23 protein-coding genes are annotated in these 21,792 nt (G+C 46.4%); 22 read left to right on the top strand and 1 reads right to left on the bottom strand.

Features of this window, described 5'->3' with window-relative positions; genetic code table 11:
- Nucleotides 1–28 precede the first annotated feature (28 nt).
- The 4 genes from cntE to J2T19_RS17555 all read left to right on the top strand — a co-directional run bounded on the left by cntE (nt 29) and on the right by J2T19_RS17555 (nt 3,413).
- The gene (gene cntE / locus J2T19_RS17540; RefSeq protein ID WP_442418856.1) at nt 29–1,243 is read left to right on the top strand and encodes a staphylopine family metallophore export MFS transporter CntE; all 1,215 of its coding nucleotides are present in this window, start codon (nt 29–31) and stop codon (nt 1,241–1,243) included.
- Between the two features lie 254 nt (nt 1,244–1,497).
- Nucleotides 1,498–2,697, top strand: a complete 1,200-nt coding sequence (locus tag J2T19_RS17545) for a GTP-binding protein (RefSeq protein ID WP_307217944.1) — start codon at nt 1,498–1,500, stop codon at nt 2,695–2,697.
- A gap of 34 nt (nt 2,698–2,731) precedes the next feature.
- Entirely contained in the window at nt 2,732–3,001 is a 270-nt protein-coding gene (gene rpsN, locus J2T19_RS17550; RefSeq protein WP_128103379.1) for a 30S ribosomal protein S14, read from the top strand.
- A gap of 79 nt (nt 3,002–3,080) precedes the next feature.
- Nucleotides 3,081–3,413, top strand: coding sequence for a DUF3024 domain-containing protein (locus J2T19_RS17555; RefSeq protein WP_307217948.1), 333 nt, complete (start codon nt 3,081–3,083; stop codon nt 3,411–3,413).
- 160 nt (nt 3,414–3,573) lie between these two features.
- Here the strand turns inward: J2T19_RS17555 and J2T19_RS17560 are convergent, their stop codons facing one another.
- Nucleotides 3,574–4,632, bottom strand: a complete 1,059-nt coding sequence (locus J2T19_RS17560; RefSeq protein ID WP_307217951.1) for a helix-turn-helix transcriptional regulator — start codon at nt 4,630–4,632, stop codon at nt 3,574–3,576.
- Nucleotides 4,633–4,984: 352 nt separating this feature from the next.
- On the opposite strand from J2T19_RS17560, the gene modA reads away from it, so the two are divergent.
- The 18 genes from modA (at nt 4,985) to J2T19_RS17650 (ending at nt 21,787) form a co-directional block, all read left to right on the top strand.
- Nucleotides 4,985–5,854: a molybdate ABC transporter substrate-binding protein gene (gene modA, locus J2T19_RS17565; protein WP_307217953.1), complete on the top strand. Its 870-nt coding sequence runs from the start codon at nt 4,985–4,987 to the stop codon at nt 5,852–5,854.
- The gene (modB, locus tag J2T19_RS17570) at nt 5,851–6,534 is read left to right on the top strand and encodes a molybdate ABC transporter permease subunit (RefSeq protein ID WP_307217955.1); all 684 of its coding nucleotides are present in this window, start codon (nt 5,851–5,853) and stop codon (nt 6,532–6,534) included. Before modA ends, modB begins: the two co-directional genes overlap by 4 nt.
- 277 nt (nt 6,535–6,811) lie before the next feature.
- Nucleotides 6,812–7,258 (top strand): MarR family winged helix-turn-helix transcriptional regulator, encoded by a 447-nt coding sequence (locus tag J2T19_RS17575; RefSeq protein WP_307217957.1) that lies wholly within the window; start codon nt 6,812–6,814, stop codon nt 7,256–7,258.
- 250 nt (nt 7,259–7,508) lie between these two features.
- Entirely contained in the window at nt 7,509–8,609 is a 1,101-nt protein-coding gene (locus J2T19_RS17580) for a zinc-binding dehydrogenase (RefSeq protein WP_307217959.1), read from the top strand.
- A gap of 94 nt (nt 8,610–8,703) precedes the next feature.
- Nucleotides 8,704–9,963, top strand: a complete 1,260-nt coding sequence (locus tag J2T19_RS17585; protein WP_307217961.1) for an MFS transporter — start codon at nt 8,704–8,706, stop codon at nt 9,961–9,963.
- A 166-nt stretch (nt 9,964–10,129) separates the two neighbouring features.
- Nucleotides 10,130–12,127, top strand: coding sequence for a methyl-accepting chemotaxis protein (locus J2T19_RS17590; RefSeq protein WP_307217963.1), 1,998 nt, complete (start codon nt 10,130–10,132; stop codon nt 12,125–12,127).
- Nucleotides 12,128–12,341: 214 nt separating this feature from the next.
- Complete coding sequence (locus tag J2T19_RS17595; protein ID WP_307217965.1) at nt 12,342–12,686, top strand: hypothetical protein; 345 nt, start codon at nt 12,342–12,344, stop codon at nt 12,684–12,686.
- Nucleotides 12,687–13,034: 348 nt separating this feature from the next.
- Nucleotides 13,035–13,874, top strand: coding sequence for a transporter substrate-binding domain-containing protein (locus J2T19_RS17600; RefSeq protein ID WP_307217967.1), 840 nt, complete (start codon nt 13,035–13,037; stop codon nt 13,872–13,874).
- A gap of 24 nt (nt 13,875–13,898) precedes the next feature.
- Nucleotides 13,899–14,642, top strand: coding sequence for an amino acid ABC transporter permease (locus J2T19_RS17605; RefSeq protein WP_307217969.1), 744 nt, complete (start codon nt 13,899–13,901; stop codon nt 14,640–14,642).
- Between the two features lie 4 nt (nt 14,643–14,646).
- Nucleotides 14,647–15,357 carry an amino acid ABC transporter permease gene (locus J2T19_RS17610; RefSeq protein ID WP_056702628.1) on the top strand — a complete coding sequence of 237 codons (711 nt, stop codon included), beginning with the start codon at nt 14,647–14,649 and terminating at the stop codon, nt 15,355–15,357.
- A complete protein-coding gene (locus J2T19_RS17615) occupies nt 15,354–16,106 on the top strand; it encodes an amino acid ABC transporter ATP-binding protein (RefSeq protein ID WP_307217972.1) in 753 nt (250 codons plus the stop codon). The genes J2T19_RS17610 and J2T19_RS17615 overlap by 4 nt, the downstream gene beginning before the upstream one ends.
- 122 nt (nt 16,107–16,228) lie before the next feature.
- Nucleotides 16,229–16,516 (top strand): hypothetical protein, encoded by a 288-nt coding sequence (locus J2T19_RS17620; protein ID WP_056702634.1) that lies wholly within the window; start codon nt 16,229–16,231, stop codon nt 16,514–16,516.
- 23 nt (nt 16,517–16,539) lie between these two features.
- Entirely contained in the window at nt 16,540–16,881 is a 342-nt protein-coding gene (locus J2T19_RS17625) for an alpha-helical endospore appendage domain-containing protein (protein ID WP_307217975.1), read from the top strand.
- Nucleotides 16,878–17,174, top strand: a complete 297-nt coding sequence (locus J2T19_RS17630; RefSeq protein ID WP_307217977.1) for a hypothetical protein — start codon at nt 16,878–16,880, stop codon at nt 17,172–17,174. The genes J2T19_RS17625 and J2T19_RS17630 overlap by 4 nt, the downstream gene beginning before the upstream one ends.
- A 4-nt stretch (nt 17,175–17,178) precedes the next feature.
- Nucleotides 17,179–17,523, top strand: a complete 345-nt coding sequence (locus tag J2T19_RS17635; RefSeq protein ID WP_307217979.1) for a hypothetical protein — start codon at nt 17,179–17,181, stop codon at nt 17,521–17,523.
- A 224-nt stretch (nt 17,524–17,747) separates the two neighbouring features.
- Nucleotides 17,748–18,842, top strand: a complete 1,095-nt coding sequence (locus tag J2T19_RS17640; RefSeq protein ID WP_307217981.1) for a CgeB family protein — start codon at nt 17,748–17,750, stop codon at nt 18,840–18,842.
- Nucleotides 18,843–18,952: 110 nt separating this feature from the next.
- Nucleotides 18,953–20,092, top strand: coding sequence for a CgeB family protein (locus J2T19_RS17645; RefSeq protein WP_307217983.1), 1,140 nt, complete (start codon nt 18,953–18,955; stop codon nt 20,090–20,092).
- Nucleotides 20,093–20,176: 84 nt separating this feature from the next.
- Complete coding sequence (locus J2T19_RS17650) at nt 20,177–21,787, top strand: glycosyltransferase family 4 protein (protein ID WP_307217985.1); 1,611 nt, start codon at nt 20,177–20,179, stop codon at nt 21,785–21,787.
- The last annotated feature ends 5 nt before the right edge of the window (nt 21,788–21,792 follow it).

Genomic DNA, 21,792 nt, shown 5'->3' on the forward strand with positions numbered 1-21,792 from the left:
GTACGATACATTGAAGGATTCTGAAATTGTGACATCCCATGGAAAATTAAACCCGGCATCCTTATCTTTTTTTCGGTTTTATATGCTGGCTTTTTTATTTTTTGCAGCCAATGCTGCGCTGACGATTATTCTGCCTTTACGGAGCGAGGCAGCGGGGTTGAATCAGGCGGAGATTGGTCTCATGATGGGGGCATACATGTTCACGTGTATGCTATTAAGACCTTTTGCAGCGCAACTGCTGGGCAAGTATGGACCGCTTCGTGTCATGAAGGGGTTACTGCTTCTGCATGCGGGAACGCTGATGCTGTTTGTTGTGTTTGGTGTGGAGGCGTATCTGTGGCTGCGGGCATTGCAGGGTGTGGCAACAGCGTTTTTCTCAATGACGATGCAAGCGGGAATTGTAGAGAAGCTTGAGGATAAAGACCGTGCACAAGGCTTGTCCATGTACACGCTGTTTACAATGGTTCCGACGCTGGTAATCCCGATCCTGGCCATTCAGATCTGGGAGAATGCTAATGATCTGTGGTTCACTGTGCTGATATTGGGACTCGCGGCACTTCCCTTGTTGATTGGCTACTCCGTGGATTTGCCCCAAAGTACAGTACAGAACAAATCGTACACATTAGGGGATATGCTGCGTTCATTCAGTGGTATCTGGCGTAGTACACCCCTATTGATTAGCAGTATAGTGATGCTCTTTGCTTCATGTGTGTTCGGGGCAACGGCGACGTTTCTTCCCTTGTATATGGTGTCCACGGGGGCAGCGAGTGCTGGGCTGTTTCTAACGATTCAAGGTTTAGTGGTTATACTGTGCCGGTTCATCCTACGCAAAAAAATTCCGTCAGACGGGAGCTGGAGTACCTGGCTGATGGCAGGATTACTGCTAAGTGCAGCACTGGGAACGCAGTTACTTAGCCTGCTGGAGACGATCGGGTCACTCGTATATCTCTCGGCAGTGTTTAGCGGTTTTGCCGTAGCTTTGCTGTATCCAACACTGACGACTTATCTCTCCTTCGTGCTACCTGCAGATTCCAGGTATGTGCTCATGGGCATCTTCATGTCTTCGTACGATCTGGGCTTCTCTCTCGGTGGACTCGCTATGGGCATCATTGTGCAAGTAAGCTCGTATTCAGCGATGTTTATGATCTGTACCTTGCTCTCCGTGGTGGCATTGGTTCTGGTCGTGTTATTCCGTGAGCGGATGGAAGCGGGCAATAGGGACAGGTCTGTGGTGGCGAACTGAACAGTAGAGTGAGTATATGATTGTTTATATTTTTGTAGTGAAGGCTTATGGAACTGAAATTTCCTCGATCTATCATCAGGGTAGAGAACGCAGGATAACAGGGCATAAGCCCTTTTTTGCATTCAAGATTAAGGTGATGTTGTGAAAAATAATTTGACAACAGCGACGAACAGGATTATAGTTTTTGTTGTTAATCGTAATAATTACTATTAAGGTTCATCAAGGTGAACTGTACCTATAAGGAGTAGATACACATGACACAAAAGCAAGTGCCGGTAACGGTGCTAAGCGGTTACCTCGGTTCAGGTAAAACGACGGTTCTGAATCATATCCTGCATAATCGGCAAGGCTTGAAGGTTGCTGTGATTGTCAACGACATGAGTGAAGTCAACATTGATGCCGCATTAGTTCGGGGAGAAGCGACACTCTCGCGTACGGAGGAGAAGCTGGTGGAGTTGTCTAACGGCTGTATCTGCTGCACATTGCGGGATGATCTGATGCAGGAGATTGAGAAGCTGGTGAACGAAGGCAGGTTTGATTACATTCTGATCGAATCGACAGGCATTAGTGAACCCGTTCCGGTTGCTCAGACCTTTACATACGCCGATGAAGAATCGGGTATTGATCTGACCCGTCTAGCTAAACTGGATTGCTTAGTTACCGTTGTGGATGCTAACCGGTTTTGGCATGATTTTGCTTCAGGACAGAGTCTTCTGGATCGGAATCAGGCTACCGGGGATGACGATACACGGGATGTCGTAGATCTGTTGATCGACCAGATTGAGACATGTGACGTGCTGCTGTTGAACAAATGTGATCTGGTCGATGAGGTGGAGTTGAATAAGCTTGAAGGCATCATTCGCAAGCTTCAGCCTCATGCCAAAATCATCCGCACAGTGAATGGGCAAGTGCATCCGTCCGAAATTCTGAACACAGGCCGTTTCGACTTCGAACAAGTGAGTATGTCTGCCGGATGGATTCAGGAACTGGAGAAAGAAACACATACTCCTGAGACAGAGGAATACGGCATAGGCTCCTTCGTGTACCGCCGCAGAAAACCATTCCATCCTACTCGTCTGGCGGAATTTATGAGTTATTGGCCGGAAGAAGTTGTACGTGCAAAAGGGTTGGTCTGGCTCGCAGCTGAAGGAGATGTGGCAGCCAGTCTTAGCCAAGCCGGGCCATCGATCCAGTTTGGACCAGCGGGACACTGGGTGGCGGCATTGCCGGAAGCGGATCGGGAAGAAATTTGGCAGAGCGAGCCTGAGGTTCGAGCGAAGTGGGATGCCCAGTGGGGGGATCGCCAGACCGAGCTAGTTATGATCGGAATTGAGATGGACCGAGCCATCATAGAAGAAGAACTGGATCAGTGTTTACTTAGTGATGATGAGATGCAATCCGATTGGACAGGGTTTGATAATCCACTGCCATGGCCTGTAGATGCGGTGGTTTAAGAGGCATATACCCAAACGATAAGGAGATGTAAAAATGGCCAAGAAGTCAAAAGTTGTTCGTGAGAAAAAACGTCAAGCCATTGTAGCTCGATATGCAGAGCTGCGCCGTGAGCTCAAAGAAAAAGGAGATTACGAAGCGTTGCAGAAACTACCACGCAATGCCTCTCCTACTCGATTGAAAAACCGCTGTGAGGTAACAGGTCGGCCAAGAGGATACCTACGCAAATTCAAAGTATCACGGATTGTCTTCCGTGAACTGGCTCACAAAGGACAGATCCCTGGTGTGACAAAGTCAAGCTGGTAACGAATGTGTCTATGTGTTCATAAGCGTGTTCAGAAGTCGGTTGGATTGTCTGTATTAGACCAGATGGGGAGGTAACACCATGCTAGACTCCTTTACCGTTTGCCGAATCGAGTCCATACTGAACGGGTATATTCACGAGAAAGTACCTGCGCCGCTGCGAACGATGGTGAAGTTGACCTATCGTATGCATCAGAATGAGCTAATTCTGACCGAAGAAAGACCAGCCCAGGAGCGTTACCGATGGGACAAGCTGGATATTGCCAGATTCGAGTGGGATGAGCATCGCTGGAAGGTGTTTGCCAAGGATAAGCATGATCGCTGGGATACAGTAGATGCGATACAACCTTGCCAGCATTTTGAGGATGTACTTGAACAGGTGGAACGAGATGAAGCAGGCGTGTTTTGGCGCTAATGCTTAGGTCTGACGGATAGAACAGAACAACGCCGCTGCAGATCATTGCAGCGGCGTTATTTTTATAATTATATTTATCACTGTCATCTAGATATAAACACTACATACATCTTTTCGGAGTCACACTTGCGATGTGTTAATACATCAGAGTACCCCAATGTTACACCTCGTATAAAATTTCCCCTGTACGTGAGACATCGTAGCCTTCAAACGCTTGCAGCTCCTGCCTAAATTCGGAGGATTGCAAGATACGTAATACCGAGTCTACCCACGCTTCGTTTCCTTGTTTTCTGAGCATAACTAGATCGTATCGCTCCTGCACAAGGGGGATAAAATCAACCTGGCCAATGAGCCGAACGGCCTTCTCTATACCCACGCCTACATCAGCTTCACCTGTGTTGACTTTCGCTGCGACGCCCATATGACTGGTTTCCTCCATATCATAGCCCGTCAATTGGGAGGGAGAGATACCGTGGAGCCGAAGCTGCTCATCCAGCAAAACCCGTGCGCCTGAACCCTTCTCACGATTAGCCAATCGGAGACCAGACTGATTCAGGTCACTCCAATCCTTGAGGCCACGCGGATTACCTCGAGGTACATAAAGGCCAGCTGGGCGTGACAGAAGGTTCACAACCACGTAAGACCAACCAATCAAAATTTTGCGAATATACGGCAAGTTGTATTCTCCTGTATCTCCATCAAGTAAATGAGTGCTGACGAGATCAGACTCACCGCGATACATCGAGATTAACCCGTCTAGGCTGCCCATGAATGAGCGGAGTGGACGGATATTCTGCGTTTGTTTCTCCATATGGCGCATGAGAATATCTAGACTGACATCCTGACCTGTAATGACGAGATGGCGAGCAGACAGCTGGTTGTGCTGAGAGCTGGCAGGAGGATATGCAGTCACGGTAGATGGAGAGCCGGTTGCGGATACCGAGTGTAGAGCCGAGTCCATATTCATTGAATCGGTAGCTTTGTCGTTAGGTTCCTGCGAGCGAGCTGCTGATTCCGCGGCAGCAGTTCGATTAACGCCGGATTGAAGCTGTTTGGAGCGATGTTTATATGCCTCCAGATCGGTGGCGTCCACTCTCATCTGTTTACCTACGCGGTAAGCGACGAGGTCTCCTTTTTTGATCAGGTCATAGACCGTCAGTTTGGATATTTTGAGTAGCTTCGATATTTCTTCGGTCGTGTAGGATTGCTCCTCCGTCATTAGTGAAGATCCTCCTTCAAAGGTATATAAAATAAATGTATATAGGACACTCGCCATTACGATGGCAAAGTATGATGAAGTCATTTTCAAGAGAGAAAGGTATAGATGTATTTTAGGGTTAAATACTTTTTCTTCATCTATGGTATCGCATGATTCGTCTTGATCGATGTCTCTTGTACTATACCATTAATTGAGGGGAACCATAAACCAGAGAGCGTACAACCATCGGGTCTAAATGTCATTAAAAATAGAATGTGAGCTATGTCACCTTCCCATTTTAATGCTCTTGTGTATAATGAATTATAGTTAATTATATCTAATTATAACGAAACATAACTTTGGGGGAGAATGGATGAGACAGAGAATCGGATATGTACTGGGAAGTATGTCACTTGGATTAGCTCTTGTATTGAGCGGATGTGGGACGAACACAGGCTCTCCAGATGCGTCCTCGGTAACTGGGGCCGCGGCGTCTACTACAGCATCAGGGGAGAACAATACAACAGGGAATGTAGATCCCCAAGAAACGGTGGAGTTAACGATCTCGGCTGCTGCAAGTCTGACGGATGCGATGAAAGAAATTGAGACCAACTTTGAAGCGGCTAACCCCAACATTAAACTGAATTTTAACTTCGGTGCTTCGGGTGCTTTACAGCAACAGATCGAGCAAGGAGCACCATCTGATATTTTTGTCTCCGCTGCAAGTAAAAACTTAAATGCGCTCGTAGAAGAGAATTTAATTGCTGAAGCAGATCAGCAAAATTTACTCCAAAACTCCTTAGTGGCTGTTGTCACTGCTGATCGTGCGGATGAAGTGAGCAGTGAGAAGGATCTTACCTCAGATACAATGAAAACCATTGCGATCGGCATTCCAGAAAGTGTACCTGCGGGCACATATGCCAAGGAAGCATTGACCAATGCGAAGCTGTGGGATCAGCTGGAGAGCAAACTCGTACAGGGTAAGGATGTAAGACAAGTATTACAGTACGTTGAGACGGGGAATGCAGATGCTGGATTTGTATATAAAACAGATGCGTTGACCTCTGATCAGGTGAAGATTGCGTTTGAAGTAGACAAAAATAGCTACACACCAGCCAATTATCCAGTAGGAATCATTGAAGGCACGAAGCACCGGACAGAAGCGGAACAATTCTATACGTATTTGCAGTCACCTGAGATACTGGACGTGTTCGCCAAATACGGGTTCTCCATTCCGGAATGAATGTGAACGCCATAGACTGGTCGGTATTTTGGTCGCCGGTTCGACTATCACTTCAGGTCGCTCTTCTATCCAGTGTCATTGCTGCCGTGCTTGGGATTGCTGTAGCTTGGAAGATGTCGCGTGCTTCGTTCCGGGGCAAAATATTTCTGGAAACGTTCTTCATGCTTCCGCTTGTGTTACCTCCAACCGTCGTTGGATTCCTATTACTTGTGCTGTTAGGACGCAAAAGTCTGCTTGGTCAATGGATTGAAGCGATCTTCTCTGCGCCAGTGATCTTCTCTTGGTGGGCTGCGGTAATAGCCGCGGTTGTGGTCGCTTTTCCGCTGGTCTACCAAACCATGAAATCTGGATTTTCTGGAATAGATCGTGACCTTGAAGCCGCAGGTCGCTCCATTGGTGCGAATGAGTGGCAAGTATTCTGGTACATTTCCCTGCCGCTGGCTAGCAGAGCATTGATGACCGCGTTTATATTGGGGTTCGCTCGTGCTCTCGGTGAATTCGGTGCTACGCTTATGATTGCAGGTAACATTCCAGGCAAAACGCAAACGGTGCCTACGGCAATCTATGTTGCTGTGGATTCCGGGAATCAGACGATGGCATGGGCGTGGACATGTACCATTGTCGTGATCTCATTTATGATGCTGTTCCTGACAAGACAATCGCGAAGCAGTAATGATTGATTCACGACACGACAGGATGAAAGTAAACAAACCCGCTGAAGGAAAGGTTTCCTTCAAGCGGGTTTTTGGGTTAGATCCGTATACGGATATTAGAATATGAGAATATGACCTTAGCGCTAATCTGTTTGCACCAAATTGGGCAAGATAACGCCTCATCTCTAGCCTAAATGGGATTCGATTGAACGAAGTTATGTAGAGATGCGGCAGAGTGCAAATATAAAATCGGTGGGTTATAATAAATAAAAGTGTTAGAACTATAAACGGGGTGCTAGGTTTCGTGGATAAAAAAGAGCAAAGAGAAGAGTTGCTTATTGAAAATGCACTTATGTCTTCCATGTTTAATAAAATTTGGTTAACCGACTGGAATGCTAAAAATCATCTGAATTTATCAATGACTGAGGTAAGTATACTGGAGATGTTAGCTTCCGAGGGGCAAAAGCGGGCAAAAGAATTATCAGAGCCGCTACATATTACATCTGGAGGAATAACAGGGATTTGCAACAGGTTGATTAAGAAAGGTTACATTGTGAGAACGCGCGATGAATCGATTGATCGACGCTCTGTTGTTCATGAGATTACGGATTTAGGTAGAAAAGTTGTTCAAGAAGCTTTTGATATGAGATTAGAGCTGGTATCTACTCATTTTAGCTCGTTAACGGATGAAGACATCCAAGCATGGAACCGAGTATACAAAAAATTGCTGGGAAATGTGATCTCAAAGTAATAGCTCCATATAGGCGAATAGGCGAAGCAGATCATCTGTTTCGTCTATTTTTTTTGCGTTTTATGCCTACAGATATGGCTTGATATGTGAATAATATCACGTAATTAATTTTTGCAAGTGACAAAATTATGAATTGTAAAAAATAAAGTTTAGGAGTATTATTTATCTTGCAAGTAAGATAATTATTAAAAAGATTGTTTTTGATAATTTAAATGTACAACGAAATAACAACAAAGGATGTGCAGACACAATGAAAGCAGTGACGTACAAGCAAGGTCAGTTTGAAGTCAAGGAATTACCGGAACTTCGACCGAATCAAGACCAATTGTTAGTAGAACCCCTCGCCATAGGAATATGCGGAAGTGATCTTTCAGCCGTTGAACATACGGAGGATTTTCTGGAGAGTGTTACCAAAGCAGGAAGTGTGGGACAAGCCTTTGATCCTACGAAAGACCTTGTTCTGGGTCATGAGTTTACAGCCAAAGTGATTGAGGTCGGTGAACATGTGACGGAGTATGCTCCCGGCGATCTGCTCGTGATTCTACCGTGGGTCATTGGCGATAATGGCGTTCCTTACACCGTTGGATATTCCAATGACTATCCGGGCGGGTTATCCGAACGTGTTCTTGTCGGAAATGGGGGACATTACAAAATACCTGATGGGGTAAACCCTTATCACGCTGCGGTCACTGAACCGCTTGCAACCGGTTACAACAGCGTTCTGCGAGCGGAGATCGATGCTACAGGCGGAGCGATCATTACAGGTGCTGGTACAGTGGGGCTAGGAGCTGTTATTGCTTTGGCTACCCGAGGAATTCATCCAATCGTGGTGTCAGATCCTTCCGAGACACGACGTAATATTGCTCTGACGTATGGCGCTCATGCTGTAGTCAATCCGATGGAACAAAATCCGGTGGATGTATACAACGAATTGGCTAATGCATCACAAAGATTGTATGTATTTGAAGCCTCTGGCGTTCGAAATCTGATCAATAGCATGATCGATTCTGTACCACACTACACTAAATTTCTCATTGTGGGTGCATCGATGGCAGATAACACAATCAAGCCAACATCTCTCATTAATAAAAATATTACATTGGAATTTATTACAGGTCCCGGCTACGGAGAAACCTCATATACGGCGCTAGGTGAGACATTCAAGGACATGAAAGACGGGAAGTTTGATCCATCGCAGATTGTAACTTCATACACCGGATTTGAGGGTGTTGGTAAGGCTTTTGCTGCACTGCGTCCAGGCGGAGACAAGAAGATTGATCAAGTGAAGATCTTAATTCTGCCTCACCTTCAAGGGGACAAATTCTATACTTCAGATGAATTGGAACTCTAAGAGATCGATTTTAATCCCAGCTTAAAGATTGATACTACAGCCAAAGAGGTGAACACAGTGTTGTCAGGCACCAGGAGTCAGACAGCATGAAATTATGGAAAGTCAGCCTAGTTACTCTAAATATCGTTGGGTTATGCTCGTATTGTCTGCCTTAACATCTTTGGTACCTACGATTATTTTTGTAGGTCCAACGGTTTTTATTCCCATGATGATGGAAGACCTGAATATAACGACAGCAGAAGCTGGAATTATCGTTACGATTGTATTGTTGGGAGCGGGACTAACAGGAACCTTAGGTGGTCCGCTCATGAGCAAATTCGGAATTAAACATACCCGAACTATCGCCCTTGTGTTTTATACGATAGGAGGGCTGGTGCCGCTCTTTACGTCTAGCTTCACGGTACTCTTGCTTAGTCGTATATTGATCGGTGTTGGAATGGGGATTGCCGCCGGAACCTCTGTAGGTGTAACCATGGACTGGTACCCTCCCAAAGAGAGACCGTTGATTAATTCATTGAATTCTATTCTGTCATTAGCCGGATCTTTCTTGGCTCTTGTACTTGCAATACCTGTCTACAATGCAATGGGTGGAAGCTGGAAGATGACGTTGGAGTTGTTCGGCATTGTTATGCTGATCACGACGATTCTGTGGATTATTTTTGCCAAAAACAATGTACAGACCGTATCAGCCGACCCTGCGGGCATAGAAGCTGATCCTTCTGTTACCCGCCCTGTAGCTAAAGAGAGTGTACTGAGGCAGGTGCTGAGAAGAAAAGAAGTCATTTTGCTCATCGTTGCTTATTTATCATTTATGTTGGCGAGTCAAAGCCTTCAAACCTTCCTGCCAACTTATTATCAAACAGATCTGATGATGTCTGCAGCCAAATCAGGTACGATCACCAGTCTAATCTCTCTAGCTTCAGTTGTGGCAGGTGTACTTGTAGGTATTCTTATGGCGGCTTCAGGCAGACGGAAAATCTTTATGTGGCCACTATTGGTGTTGCTACTTATAGGGTGCGTTGGTTCCGTCACATTACCAGATGGCTGGATGCTCTACGGTTCTGTCATTTTAATTGGTCTTGCCTTAAATGGATGGCTTCCTGCTATGTTTACGAGTGTCATGGAACTGGAAGGCATGACCCCGGAGAAAGCGGGGGCGGCACAAGGTGTTATTTTGAGCGTAGGTATGTTTGGCGGAGCTGTTTCGACGCTGGTCATCGGAATCATTGCGGAGTACACGGGACTTCGTAACGCGTTGCTGTATTTCAGTTTTCTCGCCGTATTTGCGATTATAGCAACCTTGATTTTCCCAGAGACGGGGCCCAAAGCCAACCGAAATAGAGCCACCATGTAATAGGCTTTAAATGAATGAACTGACAGTTCCCACTTGATCGAAAAAAGGGAGCTGTCAGTTTTTGCTATGCAAACATAAAATTTAATAAGTATCTTACCGATAACATAATTATCAGTAATATATTTTTAAAATATAATTGTAGCGAATACAAAAAAGGAGCTTGGTGATGATTAGAGCATTGAAGAAGTTATATGAGAAAGTAAAAATAAGAAAATTAGGAACAAAGCTCATTGCCATTGTGTCTTTACTTATCGTGATTCCACTGGGCATACTGGGCAAGATGTCTTATGAGGAAGCCAAAATGCAGATTGCGATTAAACTTGGAGAAACAGCGAACGGAACGGTAGAGACATTGAGCACCAGCTTATCCAGTTCTTTTTACGCTCAACAATTAAATGTTCAACAGCTATCTTTGCTAGTCAGTGATCTGAATGAGAATGCTGGAGTTGCTGAAATCAATAAAATCTTAAACGATTTTCTCCACTTACACCCCGAATTAGAATCCATATTAATTGTAGATGAAAAAGGCGTAACAGTGGATGCCGCAGGAGCTAGCCTAGATTCAGAGAACAGCAGTGATAGCCGATGGATTAAAGAAGCAATCTCCCGACCGGGTCAAGTTATTATTTCTTCTCCTGAGCCAGGAGGAGATCAACAGAATTTGATTTTACATATGTCAAAAATGCTTGAGCACGAGAAGGGAGTAATCACTCTTATCTCCTCGGTAGATCAGCTCGAATCGCTGTTCAGCTCCACTCAATTGGGGCAAAGCGGGTTTATTTACGTGCTGGATCAGAATGGGACGGTGATGTATCACCCTTATGTCCCGCAAGGAACGTTACTTCAGGATGATGCCAGTATTTCGATTTTGGAAGGAGATAAGGGAGAACTGACGATTGTTAACAATGATACCGGTGATATGGGTCAAGGGTATTATTACACCAATGAAATTACAGGATGGAAAGTCATCGCGGTTATTCCTTTTCAAGAGTTTGCAGACGCAGCTGCTCCAATTATGAAGAAGACCATGTGGATTCTATCCATTAGTGTACTGACAGCCTTAATTTTACTTGTTATATTTACTCGCAGTATTACGAGACCTATTAGTCAACTTGTGCAGTTGTCGCAGAGAATCAGTGAAGGCTATTTGAACGAGCGTGCTCAGATCAAACAAGATGATGAGATCGGGCGATTAGGCGATAATTATAATCATATGGTGAATTCCTTGCATGATATCATTCGTAATGTCTCCAGCTCCTCCGTGATTCTTGCTGCATCAAGCCATGAGTTGAGCAGAAGCTCGGATGAGACTACGGTAACGGTAGAACATGTGGCTGGCTTACTTGAAACCTCAGCTGAAGGCGCACGAGCACAATCACGATTAACGCAGGAAACTGCGAATACGATGGAAGAGATGGCAATCGGTATTGGCAAAATTGCGGAATCCTCTGCGAATATCGCTGAACTCTCCAGCGGTACGGAACAAGAGGTCAAAAACGGAAGCAAAATGGTTGAAACCGTAGGAAGCCAAATGGAGCTAATTCGAGCGTCGGTGAAAGAATCGGCAACGTATATTGAGGAACTAAAGCATCTGAACTTCAAAATAACAGATATGAGTAAAGCCATTTCAGATGTATCGGAGCAAACGAATCTCTTAGCTCTGAACGCATCGATTGAGGCTGCACGGGCAGGGGAACAAGGAAAGGGCTTTGCCGTTGTTGCGCAAGAAGTAAAAGCATTGGCCGAACAATCGAGAGCGTCCTCCGCACAAATACAGGAAACCATTACACTTGTCAATCGACTGGTGGATAACGTACATGAAGCGATGACCGAACGAGTCATGATTGAAACGGTTCGCGGCGTAGAATTATCGGCTGAGGCATTGCATGCATTACAAAAAATTGAAATATCTACGCAACATGTGGTTCAGCAGATGTATGATGTGTCAGCCGTAACGGAAGAGTTGTCAGCCAGTACAGAAGAGATCGCGGCTTCGGTTACCGATATATCCCATGTTTCTTCGAATTCATCTGCAGCATATGAAGAAATTAGTGGGGCAGGACAAGAGCAATTAGCATCTATGGAGGAAATTACAGCTTCAGCCCAGAATATTGCCAAGATTGCAGCAGAGCTAGAAGGAAAAGTGAAAAAGTTTATCCTGTAAGAACGTTATCATGCAATTGAACCCCCTAGAAAGATTGGAATCAAACTTAGGTTTATCCAATGAAACGCTAGGGGGTAATTTATGATGGTTCTATTGGTAATTCTGGATAATCAACAAAAATATTTATCGTAAAGGTCTCGCTTTTCGAGTGCTTGTTCCTGTAAAATAGAAGTAACTGATTCCAGCCCAGCACTGAAATAAGGAGAGACGACGAATGAATACGAAACCTGATTGCGGCGTATCGTTGCAAATTGACGACTATCTGGATCTTTTGCATTTTGCCATCCAAATTCAGGATCAAGAGTGGCAGCAGTCCCTGATCCACCAGCTCAAAGTATTTCAGCCGGCGGGGGAGCAGCAACATCAACGATCATCACCTGAAGAAGAGCTTTGGACAAGGCTGGATTATATTAACAGCAAGTTAACAGGGCTATGTAACCAACTGCATGCTGCACACTCCAAGGACGAACGTGAGAAGTTTGAGGCACGTATCGGTTTACTTCAAGTGCAACGTGTAGAAGTGGCACGCAAGATTAAGTGGGCAAGCCGTAGAACATAGATAAGCAATATGAATCAAAGTCTTCGTTGGAGTTTGGATAGAGACCAGATTAGAATGTCTTAGATCAGAGAGATGAAGATAAGTTAGAAGCTATTCTCCCAAGTTAGTTCAAGGGAAGAATGGCTTTTTTCTATTGCATAGACAAGGGGGAGGGATCAAGCATAGAGAAGTTCTATAACGTTATCAGGATGTCCTATTAACCTGGTTATTGCCTGATGAGGACTCCCGGTGATATTCTTTGTTCAATCTAATTCCGACTATACAACTAAGAATGGTAGTTAAATTGAGTCGGGAAGTGGAAGCACACATCAAATTCGCTGTGATAACAGCCTGTGGAGGAGATTGGGAATGGTTAAAAAACGGGGGATTCAGAAATTCCGGACAGCACTGCTGTTCATTACGATGCTTGTGGTATTGGCAGGATGCAGTACAGGAAATGCCGGGAATGAGTCCGGATCTGCTTCAGCAGCAGGCGACAGCAAAGTGAAGAAGATCATTGTTGGAACAGGCACGCAATTCCCTAACGTCTGCTTCATTGATGAGAATGGTAAATTAACAGGGTACGATGTGGAGCTAATCCGAGAGATCGATAAACGTTTACCAGAGTATGAATTTGAATTCAGCACGATGGATTTCAAGAACTTGTTGCTTAGCTTAGAAACGAAAAAAATCGACCTCATCGCTCATCAGATGGAAGTCAATGAAGAGAGACAAGCGAAGTTCTTATTTAATGACGAAGCTTATAATATTTTTCCTAATAAAATTGTAGTAAGCCAGAAGAATGAGGAAGTTAAATCGATTGATGACCTCAAAGGTAAAAAACTGATTGTTGGTGCCACAAGTAATGCGGCTGTACTGGCTGAGAAATGGAATGCTGCAAATGGCAGTCCCATTGATATTGTCTATTCTGGAGCAGGTGAGGATACCATTACCCAGATCAAGACAGGACGGGTAGATGCAACGATCAGCACACAGTTTGCCATTGATTATCAGAATAAAGCGGTGGATGCTCAATTGAAGACGGTCGGAGATGCACTCTCCAACTCCAAAGTATACTTTATCTTAAACAAGGATGGAGAAGAGCTCAAAGCCAAAGTGGATGAAGCCCTCAAATCAATCAAGGAAGATGGAACATTAGCTAAACTGAGCACAGAGTGGCTGGGCGCTGACTATACAGTTGAAGAGTAGTCTGAGAAAGGTGTGCAGACGGTAATGGGAAAAGCATTCGATCTATCATTGGTTCTGGATTTTGTCCCGGAACTGCTACGATATTTGCATATAACATTGATTGTGCTAGGTGGTTCAATCGTGCTCGGGTTGGTTGGAGGCGTCTTGCTCGCTGTTCCAAGGTTATACCGGATTCCAGTATTAAGTCAGGTGGCCACCCTGTACATTTCGTTCATGCGGGGCACACCGATCCTAATTAAGCTGTTTCTGGTGTACTACGGTCTTCCTGAATTGCTCAAACCGATTGGTATCGACCTATCCAGAACCGATCCCCTATTGTTCGTTATTGTCACCTATGCCTTGAGTGATGCAGCATCCTTCGCCGAGATCTTCCGGGGTGCTGTGAAGAGTGTCGACAAAGGGCAGACCGAAGCTGCATATGCAGCGGGCATGACCTCCTTCCAGTCTTTTCGCCGTATCGTTGTACCTCAGGCGCTCATTATTGCTTTTCCGAACATGGCCAATACGTTGATTGGTTCGTTGAAGGATACGTCACTCGCGTTCTCCATTGGAGTTATGGATATGGTCGGCAGGGGGCAGACGTTAATCTCAGCCACCTCCCATGCCCTTGAGGTGTACATCAGTTTATCCATCGTGTATTACGTTATTGTCATTGTACTTGAAAAAGGCTTCGCTCAGGCTGAGCGTAGATTGCAGCGCCATGAACGCAAGAGTGTCGTACACAAACCGGTGGTTCGAGCGGAACGCCTGAAACGAATAGCGGGGTGAGCATATGTCTATTGATCTTCAATTTATTTACACGTCCTTTTTCCAAATTCTAAAGGCGTTGCCACTTACGCTTGTCATTACGATCGTTCCGTTGATTGCAGGCTTCGGGATTGGTCTGGCAACGGCCCTAATTCGCATATATCGGGTACCTTGGATTCATCGCATTGCTGCTTTTTACGTCTCCTTCTTACGTGGAACGCCAATGCTGATGCACTTGTTCCTTATCTATTATGGAATTCCGATGATCATCGATAAATTGGCTGAACGTTATCAATGGGCTTTTCAATCGTCATCTATTCCGATTCTTGTATTTGTACTGATTGCTTTCTCCCTGACGGCTGGGGCATACATGTCTGAAATTATTCGTTCTGGCATTTTGGCTGTAGACCCAGGACAGATGGAAGCTGCCCATGCCGTAGGCATGAATACCTTCCAGGCACTGAGACGCATCATTATCCCTCAAGCGATTGGAGCAGTGTTGCCGAATTTATGTAGCATGTTTGTTGGGTTCCTACATGGTTCTACACTTGCATTTACCGTCTCTCAGATGGATATTCTCGGCAAAGCGGACGTTGTGGCATCGGTCAGCTTGAAATTTCTAGAAGCCTTTATTGCCGCAGCATTGATCTATTGGGGACTAACCATCATTGCTGAGCGAATCACTGCTCTGCTTGAACGTCGGGTTGCCGTGTACAGCAAAGGAGGCGTATCATGATTTCACTAACGAACATACACAAGACGTTTGGGAAGCAGGAAGTATTAAAGGGTATTGATCTGACGGTGGAGCAGGGGGACGTTGTAGCGATTCTTGGCCCTAGTGGATCAGGCAAAACGACACTGCTGCGCTGCGTCAATTTTCTTGAACGAGCAGATGAAGGCAAGGTTCAGATCAGTGGGTTGACCGTCGATTGTGAGCATGCACGCAAACATGATATTGTGCAGCTTCGGCGCAAGACGGCAATGGTTTTCCAGCATTATAATTTGTTCAAACACAAAACAGTGCTCGATAATGTGACGGAAGGGCTGATAGTGGCTCAAAAAGTTCCCAAAGCTGAGGCCAAGGCGCGTGCGCTGCGTGTATTAGAACAAGTTGGACTTGCTGCTAAGGTGAATGAATATCCGAGCATGTTGTCTGGTGGACAGCAGCAACGTGTTGGCATCGCTCGTGCACTGGCATTGAATCCAGAGGTTATTCTATTTGATGAACCGACCTCGGCACTTGACCCTGAATTAGTAGGTGAAGTCCTCTCTGTTATACGTTCTATCGCCCAACAGGGGATTACAATGGTCGTTATCACCCATGAGATGGGGTTTGCTCGCGAAGTTGCGAACCGTGTCATCTTCATGGATGGAGGCGTTATTGTCGAAGAAGGGACGCCAGAGGATATTTTTGTACGACCTAAGCAGGAACGAACGAGACAATTCCTCAGCCGATATTCCTCCGATTGGAGTTACGTCATCTGATGATATAGGCGCAAGCTGGAGTAACTGACACTCCCGGCCCGGCATATGCTGTAGCAGGCAAATGCTGATAGGCCGGGTTTTTGTATGGGTTGAAGCAGGCCGTGACGGCAAGGAGGAGGAGCATGCAGAGCAAAGTCGATGAAATACTCACACATATTGCACATTCTCATCAGCAGCTTGCGCGCGTATTAGATGCTAAACGTCAGGTTGCTGTGCGCATGTCTGAAATTATTAATCATTTGCCGGATATGGAACCAGAGCTTGATGGTGTCGAAGGCATGCTGGACAGTTCAGGACAGATCAACAAAAGCATTATCTCTTACTTGGGAGGTCTTGCTGATCTAGAGGAAGCTGTAGCGGAAACGCTAAGTCAGGTCATGCGGGAAATCGCAGGCCAAGAAGAAGAATAAGCCCGGAAGGCGGGTGAACGAACATGAGTAGAGAGCAAAGCCTTATTCTCATGCTGGATGCTGCAGCCAAAATGCAATGGAACATTGCACTGATTTTGGAAGCGAAGGCCATTGAAGCAGAGAAAGTGCGAAATTGGACACTCAATCATCTAAACGGGGAAACCTTTGTGACCCATGGCGATCAAGTCGCAGAGCCACTGAAGATGCATGAGCAATTGGTTGAGATGTTGGAAGGGCTAACTCGGATGGAAACGGGACTCTGTAACAACTTAAAAGCTGTCATGATACAGGATGAGGGTGGAGACAGCGGCGGTATGGATGGTGGCATGTTTGGCGGTATGGATCTGGGGGATATCGGAAAATGAGTCTGTTGCGACGTGAGCAGGAGGCGAAACTGGCCCTTATTGAATCTATTGCGCATAGTCAGCAGGCGCTGGCTCGTATTCTGGACAGCGTCGCCAGCGTATCTGCTCATTCAGAGGTATCTGCCCGAAATCTTGCCGAGAACATCCGTATACTAAGTCGCTACCAAGAAGAAATGTCTCGTATGGCGACGGGGATTCGATTAGCTCGTATTCGGTATGGTGAGCCGGGACTGCCCTGGCTCAAACACCCAGACTATGCAATCCGCATCGTTCGGGATCTACAGGAGGAATGATGATATGTTGAAGAAGAAAAAAGCACGATTAAGAACGAAACGTGCACTTTTGGCTCGTGGAGCCCGTCTGCGCAGAATTCGTAAGCTTCGCGCCCTCAAAGGGAAACGAGTAGTACACAAACGCACCCTCAAAGGACGTAGTGCGTGGCCTAAAAAAAAGAAACGTGTGGTACGCCGGCATCGGAGTGTAAAACAAGCAGCACAACCATTCGTCCCGGCTACCCCTACCGATCCAAACCCGGACAACGCGTACAGCCAAGGATACACCGAGGCGTACAACGAGGGATTCAACGCGGGTTTCGCCAAGGGATTCGAGGACGGACATCAGTTAGCTTACAAGGCACAATAACCGAGTAACTCTAAAAGACATTAGCCCGGGAGGAACTTTCTTCCCGGGCTATTTGCTTGGCCGCATAAGCGGACATGCCCGTACAGGCGGATGTGGAGGGCAAGCGCCAATTTTACGCCGTGCAGGACACCCGTCCATGATGCATCTGACCCCGGGGCATATCCTTTAGAGGGAACACCAATCTCGGGGAGAAGCTGAAGAGGTATCTCCTGAAGGAAGACAGGGTGAAGAATGTGGCGAAGAAACGACACCGCGCGCTCAGCGAAGCGGAGGTAGCATACCGCGGCGGATATGCAGAAGGCCGCCGATTCGGCGGTTGTCAGGCCATGTTGGAGCGCGTTCAACCGGTTGAGCCAGCGAAGCGTGATATGAAGGTGCTTTATATCCCACAGGGATTCGATGCCATTGATGGAGGTATCATCGAAGCGCTGCAGCAGTCTGTTCGGGAGTGTGTTGTCGGAACGTCGACAACGATGCTGCAGGAAGCGAGCGAGCATCGACCTGATGTTGTGTTGGTCATGAACGGATTACATGTATTTCCGGCAGATCACTTGGAGCAAGTAGATGGCATACGTGCACTCGGCATTCGAACAGCCATCTGGTTCGTGGATGACCCGTACTTTACCGAGGATACGGTTCACATCTGCCAACATTATGATGTTGTGTTTACCCATGAGGAAGCTGCGATTCCCTTTTATCAAGCTCATGGAGCACGAAGCGTCATCTATTTACCACTTGCGGTGAATCCGGGTCTGTTCCAGCCACGACGTATCGAACCACAGCATCAATATGACATTTGTTTTATCGGTACAGGGTTCTGGAATCGAATTGCCTTGTTCGATGAACTCGCTCCATTTCTGGCGGATAAGAAGGTGTTTATGGCAGGTAGCCAATGGAATCGGCTGACTCGTTTGGATATTCTCGGTCGTTTCATCCGTGAAGGATGGCTTGATCCCGGAGCAACAGTGGACTATTACAACGGGGCAAAAATTGTGATCAATGTCCATCGAACGTGCCAGAACGGCGAGGATAATCGAAATACGCATCATCTAGAAGGTCGATCGATCAATCCGCGCACTTACGAGATCAATGCGTGTGGCACGATGCAGATTACGGATGCGCGCAGTGACCTTTCACGGTATTACCGGCCAGGTTATGACATCGAAACCTTCACCACAGCAGCCGAGCTCCAGCACAAAATTAGTTATTACCTCCAGCATCATAAGGAACGTGAAGCGATCGCCTGGCGCGGGCTGCTCACAACGTTGAACCAGCATACTTTTACCCACCGCATGGTGCAATTGCTGGGACATCTGTAAATGTAACTTCTATAAGTGGTTTTTTTTCAAAAGCCTGTTTTGCAACGTTTGGAGCGCATATGAGGAGAACGATTACGGTGATGTAATTTGATATGAGAAGGAGTGGCGGTATGTCTATCAAACACAGAAAGAACAAGCAATTCCATGCGCCTGTGCTTAGTTTGGCAGATCAGGCTCGCAAGAATGGACAGCATGCCGGATACGATGCGGGGAAAGAAGAAGGATATCTGCGTGGTCGTGCCAACTATATCGTCAATTGCGCACAGGAGCCGCTGCCGTTTCGCCCCATCCACGTCCTGTACGTATCTTCAGGCAAAGGTTTCCCATATTCACCTCTTGATGAAGCCATCATGGCTACACTCCATAGCATGGTGTCTCAAGTCACATTAACTGATCCACGTCAGCCGGTGTCCGAGATTGCCCTGCAATCGCGCCCTGACCTGGTACTTGTGCTGGATGGCATGGATATTCCAATGGAGCATATTGATGCCATTCGCCAAGCCGGAATACCGACAGCGATCTGGCTTACCGATGATCCTTACTACACGGATATGACGCTTGAGACTGTAAAACATTTTGACCATATCTTCACACTTGAACTCAATTGCGTTGACCTCTATCGACAAAGTGGCTGTGCTTCTGTGCATTATCTGCCCTTTGCCGCGTTCACGAATCATTACTTCCCGATTACAACACCTTCTCCACTACATCGCGAGGTTAGCTTTATCGGTTCGGCATACTGGAACCGGGTCTACTTCTTCAATCCAATCATGGCACAGCTGATGACACACCAAACCGTATTTAACGGGATTTGGTGGGATCGTCTGCCTGACTATACGTCCTATGGCGAGAAAATCGAACTGGGTCGTTGGATGACGCCGCAGGAAACCAATGATGTGTACAACGGCACCAAAATCGTGATTAACCTACACCGTTCCCATGAGGATGATTCAGTAAACAATAACCATCTCAAAATTCCACCTGCTTCTCCGAATCCAAGAACATTCGAAATTTCGGCATCGGCAACCCTACAACTTACGGATGCACGTGACGATCTTGCCCGCTTTTACAAACCAGGTGTAGAGATCGAGACGTATTCTTCTCCTCAGGAGTTGCTCGAAAAAGTGGAATATTATCTCGCCCATGAGAAAGAACGGCGTGAAATTGCTCTTCGAGGCTTAGAACGTACACTCAAGGATCACACCTATGGCAAAAGAATCAATGAAATGCTGACCATTATCTTTCCTTAACTTTATAGCCGGAAGGAGGTGTGCACAGAACCCGTATGCTCGCATACGGCGCTCCGTGCGGCTATGGCAACTAAACCTAAACTAATGTTGTTTTCCCATGTGTGTAATACCCGCAGTATTACTGGGGCGGAGAAGCTGTTACTGCATTTTATAAGGGAAATGAGTGCGATCTTCGACTGTGTGCTGGTTGTTCCTCAGGAAGGAAAGCTTGCAGGGCTTGCACGGAGATTCGATATACCGGTCAAAGTTTGTTTTCTTCCCATGCTGCACGGTGTCTATATCCCTTATCATGGCATCGCAAACGATGCAGAGCAACTTCGTCAAAGCCCTGCTTACCAGGAGGCGCTCTCCCTATTAAGGGAGTCGGCGCCTGACCTGGTGCTGACCAATACGTGTGTGAATGTCCTGCCTGCGGTCGCTGCTAAATCACTGCATATTCCGGTCATCTGGAAAATCACTGAAATCATACAGTCCAATGAACACATCAACGAGGCCGTGCAGATGATTGGTCGGTATTCGGATTGGATCATTGGTATATCTGAAACAGCCGGAGCACCGTTTAAACAAGTGGGAATGGGCGACAAGCTGACCATCTTACCACCAACATGGGATCCGGGTTTACCTGATCCTGATCGTTGGCTGCATTTGCGAGAGCGGAAGCGGAAGGAACTGGGGATAAAGCCTTTCCAGAATTGTATTGGTTACATTTCTTCTTTTATCTATGATGCCAAGGGACTGAAGCCTTTTGTTGAGATGGCATTGCAATTGTGCGAAACCCATCCTCGTGCACGATTTTGGATCATCGGTACGCCATCAGACAAAAAGTACTATGACGAATGCGTGACCCGGGTCAAAAAGTCAGGTTATTATCGAAGATTCACCTTTACCACATTTGAGGAAAATGTATCGCTGGCATATACAGCTATGGATATCGTAGTCATTCCAAGCATGGTCAAAGAGGGCTTTGGCATGACCGCCCTAGAGGGGATGTACTTTGCCAAACCGGTTATCGCATTTGCCCAAGGTGGTCTTGCCGAATTGCTGGAGACGGTAGGAAGTGGAGAATTTCTGGCTCCTCCTGGAGATAGTAAAGCACTTACCGTCATGGCAACTAAACTGCTGAATGATTCAGAGCTTGCTTCCGATGTGGCTTGGCGCAACCGGACAGAAGCGGAACGATTGTATGGCATCGCAACCTATAGGACTGAGATGCATACGATGGTGACACAGTGGCTTAAACGTTTTCCTGCATGGTTCCCCTACATTCAGCCTCCGAACGGGCCGGTATACGCATGGGGAGAAGGAGAGCTGCGCACTGTGCTGATGATGAGACCGGATGCAGTTCGAGCATGTTTATTCCCACTCTCTGTGATCCATACCTTGCCGCTCTCGTCACTGCCTCCACTGACCGTTGGATCTCATGAACCTATACAGAGAACGGCAGAGCATGAAGCTCTACGAACGAGAAAAAGAAAAACAATCCGGAACCGAACAGGTCGCAGTCTCAGACAGACTCTAGAGCATTCCAGGGTGCGGGATGCCTCCAAACGCAGCAAAGGATCTGGCAAACGCAAAACGAAGCTGGGTCAGAAGAAGAAGCACAGCTCGCACAAAAAATCATCGGCTGTTCGCAAACGTGGGCTTACCAAGGCAAGGGGGAGCCGGGTTCGCCGTAGCATGTCGAATACACGATGAAGGCA

It is taken from the genome of Paenibacillus tundrae (assembly GCF_030812775.1).
GTDB classification, from domain to species: Bacteria; Bacillota; Bacilli; order Paenibacillales; family Paenibacillaceae; genus Paenibacillus; species Paenibacillus tundrae_A.

What these genes read in the sequence shown, in the direction of transcription:
- J2T19_RS17545 (WP_307217944.1), top strand. Translation starts at nt 1,498, where the DNA reads ATGACACAAAAGCAAGTGCCGGTAACGGTGCTAAGCGGTTACCTCGGT.
- rpsN (WP_128103379.1), top strand. Translation starts at nt 2,732, where the DNA reads ATGGCCAAGAAGTCAAAAGTTGTTCGTGAGAAAAAACGTCAAGCCATT.
- J2T19_RS17555 (WP_307217948.1), top strand. Translation starts at nt 3,081, where the DNA reads ATGCTAGACTCCTTTACCGTTTGCCGAATCGAGTCCATACTGAACGGG.
- J2T19_RS17560 (WP_307217951.1), bottom strand. Translation starts at nt 4,632, where the DNA reads ATGACGGAGGAGCAATCCTACACGACCGAAGAAATATCGAAGCTACTC.
- modA (WP_307217953.1), top strand. Translation starts at nt 4,985, where the DNA reads ATGAGACAGAGAATCGGATATGTACTGGGAAGTATGTCACTTGGATTA.
- modB (WP_307217955.1), top strand. Translation starts at nt 5,851, where the DNA reads ATGAATGTGAACGCCATAGACTGGTCGGTATTTTGGTCGCCGGTTCGA.
- J2T19_RS17580 (WP_307217959.1), top strand. Translation starts at nt 7,509, where the DNA reads ATGAAAGCAGTGACGTACAAGCAAGGTCAGTTTGAAGTCAAGGAATTA.
- J2T19_RS17585 (WP_307217961.1), top strand. Translation starts at nt 8,704, where the DNA reads ATGGAAAGTCAGCCTAGTTACTCTAAATATCGTTGGGTTATGCTCGTA.
- J2T19_RS17590 (WP_307217963.1), top strand. Translation starts at nt 10,130, where the DNA reads ATGATTAGAGCATTGAAGAAGTTATATGAGAAAGTAAAAATAAGAAAA.
- J2T19_RS17595 (WP_307217965.1), top strand. Translation starts at nt 12,342, where the DNA reads ATGAATACGAAACCTGATTGCGGCGTATCGTTGCAAATTGACGACTAT.
- J2T19_RS17600 (WP_307217967.1), top strand. Translation starts at nt 13,035, where the DNA reads ATGGTTAAAAAACGGGGGATTCAGAAATTCCGGACAGCACTGCTGTTC.
- J2T19_RS17605 (WP_307217969.1), top strand. Translation starts at nt 13,899, where the DNA reads ATGGGAAAAGCATTCGATCTATCATTGGTTCTGGATTTTGTCCCGGAA.
- J2T19_RS17610 (WP_056702628.1), top strand. Translation starts at nt 14,647, where the DNA reads ATGTCTATTGATCTTCAATTTATTTACACGTCCTTTTTCCAAATTCTA.
- J2T19_RS17615 (WP_307217972.1), top strand. Translation starts at nt 15,354, where the DNA reads ATGATTTCACTAACGAACATACACAAGACGTTTGGGAAGCAGGAAGTA.
- J2T19_RS17620 (WP_056702634.1), top strand. Translation starts at nt 16,229, where the DNA reads ATGCAGAGCAAAGTCGATGAAATACTCACACATATTGCACATTCTCAT.
- J2T19_RS17625 (WP_307217975.1), top strand. Translation starts at nt 16,540, where the DNA reads ATGAGTAGAGAGCAAAGCCTTATTCTCATGCTGGATGCTGCAGCCAAA.
- J2T19_RS17630 (WP_307217977.1), top strand. Translation starts at nt 16,878, where the DNA reads ATGAGTCTGTTGCGACGTGAGCAGGAGGCGAAACTGGCCCTTATTGAA.
- J2T19_RS17635 (WP_307217979.1), top strand. Translation starts at nt 17,179, where the DNA reads ATGTTGAAGAAGAAAAAAGCACGATTAAGAACGAAACGTGCACTTTTG.
- J2T19_RS17645 (WP_307217983.1), top strand. Translation starts at nt 18,953, where the DNA reads ATGTCTATCAAACACAGAAAGAACAAGCAATTCCATGCGCCTGTGCTT.
- J2T19_RS17650 (WP_307217985.1), top strand. Translation starts at nt 20,177, where the DNA reads ATGTTGTTTTCCCATGTGTGTAATACCCGCAGTATTACTGGGGCGGAG.